The 4057-nt window shown below is 68.5% G+C and carries 3 protein-coding genes; 1 reads left to right on the forward strand and 2 read right to left on the reverse strand.

Going from position 1 to position 4057, the window contains the following annotated elements; translation table 11 throughout:
• On the reverse strand, window positions 1-1212 hold a 1212-nt coding region (locus tag FVW27_RS09555; protein ID WP_243838327.1), incomplete at its 3' end, for a sensor histidine kinase.
• Window positions 1213-1591: 379 nt separating this feature from the next.
• Entirely contained in the window at window positions 1592-2776 is a 1185-nt protein-coding gene (locus tag FVW27_RS09560; protein ID WP_167124651.1) for a lytic murein transglycosylase, read from the reverse strand.
• Between the two features lie 255 nt (window positions 2777-3031).
• Here FVW27_RS09560 and FVW27_RS09565 point away from each other — a divergent pair.
• Window positions 3032-4057 (forward strand): YihY/virulence factor BrkB family protein (locus FVW27_RS09565; RefSeq protein WP_167124652.1); only part of this gene is annotated, 1026 nt, incomplete at its 3' end.

The following is a 4057-nucleotide window of genomic DNA, read 5'->3' on the forward strand; positions in this document are numbered from 1 at the left end:
CTCCACGCCCGGGGGCGCGGTCAGCGGCAGCCGCACCAGGAACAGCGCCCCGCCCTCGGCCCCCTGCCCGACGCTGGCGGAGCCGCCGTGCAGTTCAGCGAATTCCTTGACGATGGCCAGCCCGAGACCGCTGCCGCCATGCAGCCCCCGCGCCCCCTCGCCGCTCTGGCGATAGCGCTCGAACACCGCGTCGCGCAGGTGTGCGGGCACGCCCGGCCCGTCGTCGCTCACCGAAAGCAGCGCCTCGCCGCCCTGGCGTTCCAGGGTCACGGAAACGCTGCCCCCGTCCGGGATGAACTTGAAGGCGTTGGACAGCAGGTTGAGCAGGATGCGGCGGTACTTGTCCGTGTCCACCTGCGCATCGAGACGCAGTGGGGCCTGCACCCCGTACCGAATGCCGCGCTGGTCGGCCAGCGTATCGAAATAGGCGCAGATGGTCCGCGTCAGCGCGGACAGGTCCGCCTCTGCGTGGCGCGGTTGCATGGCCCCGGCATCCACGCGCGAAAGGTCCAGCATGTCGTCCACATGCTGGTGCAGCAACCGGGCGTTGCGCAGCATGGTGGACAGCGCGTTGCGGTGCCCGTCGCCCTCGGGCGTTTCGGCCAGCAGCCGTTCCAGCGGCCCCAGCAACAAGGTGAGTGGCGTGCGCAGTTCATGGCTGATGTTGGCGAAAAAACGGGTCTTCAGGGCGTCCAGTTCATCGGCACGCGCGCACCGGGCGGCAAGCTCGGCATTGGCCATGCGCAACCGCGCGTTGGCCTCTTCCGCTTCGGCACACTCGGCCTGCTGTCGGCGCAGCGCTCCGGCGGCACGGCGGATGGCATCACGCGAGTGCTGGTTCCCCAGGCTGAACAGTAAACCCATCCCCAGAAACATGGCTACGGAGACCACGCCCGCCGGTTCCGCCACCATGAAAGAGAAGGTGGGCGGAATGAAGAAAAAGAGCACCAGCAGGGCCGAGAACAATGTGGCAGCCGTCCCGCCCGCCAGCCCACCAGCCCACGAGGCGAAGAATACGGCGGGATAGAACAGAAACCACACATATGGCCGAATGTAGTCCCACAACGTCCATTGCAGGGCCAAGGCCGCCAGAGGCAGCAACAGAGCGAGCAGCATGCCGCGCAATGGGGTCAGGGACTCGAAGGGAACGGAGAGGGCCAGAGAAGAGGCTTCGTCCGCATCAGGCGCGGTGTCCGGCGGGGAGTCGGGCATCACGGGCGCGGGTGACGGCGATCGCCCGGGGGGCGGGGATTCTGGGAGTGGGTCGGCGAGCATCGGGCCTCCTTGGGGCGGCGATGCCCGAAGCTAACCCCCGGGCCATCGGCCCGCCATTATTACTCTGCCGCTACGCGACACGCGATGCATCAAAAAAAAACGGCAAGGCAGGGTCCAACCGCCAGACCAAAGGGCCGGGGAATTGCATGCCGGGAACACCGCTGTCCCAGATGAAAGCGGATGAACGCGGATGGAACGGATGAAAGCGAAACAGCGCGGAAGAAAGTGGAACAGTGCGCCCAACACCGCGTCCGGCAAATAATAGTGGGGGGGGCAAAAAGGGACGAAAGAAGTGCGAACAACGCCGCATGGCAGGCTACTGCGCAGCCGAGGCGGTTGCGGACGCCCCGGGGGAGTGCGGGGGGACGGGCTGCGCGGGGCTGGCCGGTGCCTTGTGCTTTGCGGTCCCTGGCTGCGCGGGCTTGCCGGGCTGGGCGGCCTTTGTGGGCTGGGCGGATTGGGCGGGCTTGCCCGCCACCTTGTCGGCCAGGGCCAGGATGGTGTTGGCGTAGGCCGCGCTGTTGTTGTAGCGCTTCAGCACGTTGTAGCGCGCATCGCGCCGCATGCCGGGCTGCCAGCCATGCCTGTCGAGATAGTTGGACAGGCTGAACACCGCGTCACCCACCGTGTACAGGTCCACGCGGCCATCGCCGTCGCCGTCCACGCCGTAGGCCGGAATATTGCTGGGCATGAACTGGCAGATGCCCACGGCCCCGTAGATGGAGCCGGGCATGGTCAGCGGGTCCTGGCCCAGCGCGTCGGCGTGACGGATGAGGGCCTTCAGTTCCTGGTAGGCCCAGTCGGACTTCTGCCGCATGCGCAGCGAAATCCAGTCCAGGTTGCCGTCCGCGCCGGGCAGCGCGGCGATGTAGCCGGGCACCATGTCCGGTGTGTCCGCCGCAGCCATGGCGGCCAGATTGCGGAAGGCGTTGCCCTTGCCCAGGGCCGTGCCCAGGCGCGTTTCCACGAACAGCAGCGACACCGCCACTTCACGCGGCACGCCGAAGCGCGATTCCGCCAGCGAGAACCAGCGGGCGTTCTCCGTCAGGAAGGCGCGGCATTTGGCCGCGTTCTCGTCGGTGACCACGCCGGGGTACATGGGCGGGCGCGCGGGCCTGGGCTTCTGGCCGGGCGGCACGGGTTGCGGCTCCGGCCGCAGGAACTTGGTGGTGTACAGTTCCTTGACCTTGCGGCCCATGGGGTCTGGCGAAACCGCATCGCCCAGTTGGACGAACAACGCGTCGATGCGCCCGCCGGACACGCCGTCGGCAGCCAGACGGCCCAGCAGGGGGTTCCAGCAGGCGGCGGGCCTGTCGGATGCGTGGGAATTGTCGGGAGTGGACGCTGCGGATTCCACGCGCACCTCGGCGGGGGGCGGCGTGGTGACCGCACTTTCCGGGGCGGTGCCCTGCCGGGTGCCGCTGCACCCCGTCAGCAACAGGGCGCACAGCGCGGCGGATGCCAGCACGCGCCACAAGACCGCGCGACCGGAACCGCCCATGTCACCTCCGCTGCCCCCGGGCTCTCTGTCACAAGGCCGCGCGGCGGCTGGTGATGAAAGAGTCCGGAGCGATCGGGCGGAATGGGGGGCATGGAGCACACACCCGGCCTGCGCCGCGTCATTGCCTGCATCGGTCCCGGTCTGATACGCTTGCATGCAGCCATGGTACGAACAGACCCGGCCCATGGCAAGGGGCTGCCGCGCCCCCGCCCGCATTGCCTTCCGCCCGCCCCCCCCGAAACCCACGGAGGCCGGATGCACGGACCCACCCTGCGCGACCGCGCCCGACGCGTGCGCCGTTACGTGACCAGCGACGTATGGCTCGAGCGCGCCGAAACTGCCCCGGCCGCCCGGCGCGGCTTGGTGTGGCTGCTGCGGCGCGCCTTTCTGGCGGCGCTGGGCTTCGTGGACGACCAGTGCCTGCTGCGCGCATCTGCCCTGACCATGACCTTCGTGCTGTCCATGGTGCCGTTTCTGGCCGTGGTGTTTTCCATCACCAAGGGCCTTGGGGTGCACAACGCAGAGGTCACCCAGATGTTGCTGCTGCGCCTTGCGGCGGGCAACCCGGACACGGTGGCGCGCATCCTGGAATACGTGGAACGCACCAGCGCGGGCCGCATGGGCGCGGTGAGCGCGGCCTTTCTGCTGGTGACGGCGGGCATGCTCATGGCCAACATCGAGCGTTCGTTCAACGCCATCTGGAAGGTGCGTCAGGGCCGCAGCCCATGGCGCAAGTTCACCGACTTCTTTTCGGTGATGCTGGTCTGCCCCCTGCTGATGGCCACCGCCGTCACCCTGGGCGCCAGCCTGCGCAGCGGCAGGCTGCTGGGCAGGCTGCTGGAAGTGGCTCCGGTGGGCGCGGCCTACCTGTTGCTGCTCAAGCTGGTGCCGCTGTTCATGGTCTTCGTGGTGCTGCTGTTCCTGTACTCGTACATTCCCAACACCCGGGTGCACCCGCGCGCGGCCATGGCAGGGGCGCTGCTGGCGGCCATGGCCTGGCAGGGCGCGGAGTACGCCTACATGGCCTGGCAGGCCCGCTTTGCCAGTTACGGGCTGATCTACGGCAGCTTTGCGCAGGTACCGCTGTTCCTGATGTGGCTGTACGTTTCATGGGCGGTGGTGCTGTTCGGCGTGGAGGTGTGCCACGCGGTGCAGAACGCCCCCACCTTCGAAAAGCACCTGCGCGCCGGGCGGGTGAGCCGCCTTGAGCGCGACCGGCTGGCCGTGCTGGCCATGCTGCTGCTTACCCGCGCCTTCGTGCGCGGCACGGGCGCCGTGCCC

This window comes from Nitratidesulfovibrio liaohensis, from assembly GCF_011682075.1.
Lineage (GTDB): Bacteria > Desulfobacterota > Desulfovibrionia > Desulfovibrionales > Desulfovibrionaceae > Cupidesulfovibrio > Cupidesulfovibrio liaohensis.